The 1,094-nt window shown below is 76.0% G+C and carries 1 protein-coding gene; it reads left to right on the top strand.

Annotated features, from left to right (window positions below; all coding sequences use genetic code 11):
* Positions 1-265: 265 nt before the first annotated feature.
* Positions 266-1,094 (top strand): ROK family transcriptional regulator (locus tag IFT36_RS17055; protein WP_200413675.1); only part of this gene is annotated, 829 nt, incomplete at its 3' end.

Here is a 1,094-nt window from a genome sequence, read left to right as displayed (position 1 = left end):
ACCGAGAGGGCCGTGCCGTAGAACGGGTTGGGCTCGAGACGGGTCGGCGACGCGCACAGCGTGCAGAGGGGGAGTTCGCGCGTTTCGTCCATGAGGATCACCACGACTCATGTTCGGCCACGAGGGGCCCCGAGGTTGTCCCCCACTTCGGGTGGCGGGGTACGCAGCGACGCGCGTCGGGGGGACCCGAAGCGGCGATGGCTCGGCCCGGGCGGGGCCCGACGTCGGGACGAGGAGGCGCGGGTCGGCCACCTAGGATCGTCGCGTGACGGACTCCCACGCTCCCGGGCACGCCGCTCCCGCTCATGGTCCCCTCGGCCACGCCGACGGCGGCTGGTCCCCGCTGGCCGGCAGCGCGCAGGCCGTGGTGCTCGACATCCTCGTGCACGGCGCCCGCCCCCGGACCGAGCTCGCCGCCCGGCTCGGCCTGTCGGGCCCGAGCCTCACGCGCATCACCAGACCCCTGCTCGAGAGCGGGCTGCTGGTCGAACGCGCGTCCCTCGCGCCGTCCGGCTCGGGTCGCCCGTCGGTCCCGCTCGACCTCGACCCGGACGCCCACCACTTCGTCGGCGTCAAGCTGACCCGTGACCGCCTCTTCGTCGTCGTGGCCGACCAGCGGGGCAGGGTGCTGGGCGGGCACGACGACGACCTGCCCGACCCGTCGCCCGCCGCCGTCGTGGCCCAGGTCGCGGCGGTCGTGACCTCGGCCCGCGGCCGGGACGACCGCATCCGCGCGGTCGGCGTCACCGTCGGCGGACAGGTCGTCGACCGTGCCCACGTGCGGCACGCGCCGTTCCTCGGCTGGGACGACGTGCCCCTCGCCGAGTTGCTGACCGCCATGACCGACCTGCCGACCTGGGTCGAGAACGACGTCCGCGCGCTGACCCAGGCCGAGCTCTGGTTCGGCGAGGGACGCGGGCTGCGCTCGTTCGCCCTCGTCACGATCGGCGCCGGCGTGGGGCTCGGCCTCGTCGCCGCGGGCGAGGTGCTCGGCGGGGCGCACTCCTCGGCGGGCAGCGTCGGGCACCAGCGGATCGTGGTGTCCGAGGGCGTGGCCGCGCCCGTGCCCGTGCCGGTGCCCGTGCCCGTGCCCG

Source organism: Frigoribacterium sp. CFBP 13605 (assembly GCF_014839405.1).
GTDB lineage: Bacteria > Actinomycetota > Actinomycetes > Actinomycetales > Microbacteriaceae > Frigoribacterium.
This window is presented reverse-complemented; position numbering and strand designations above follow the sequence as displayed.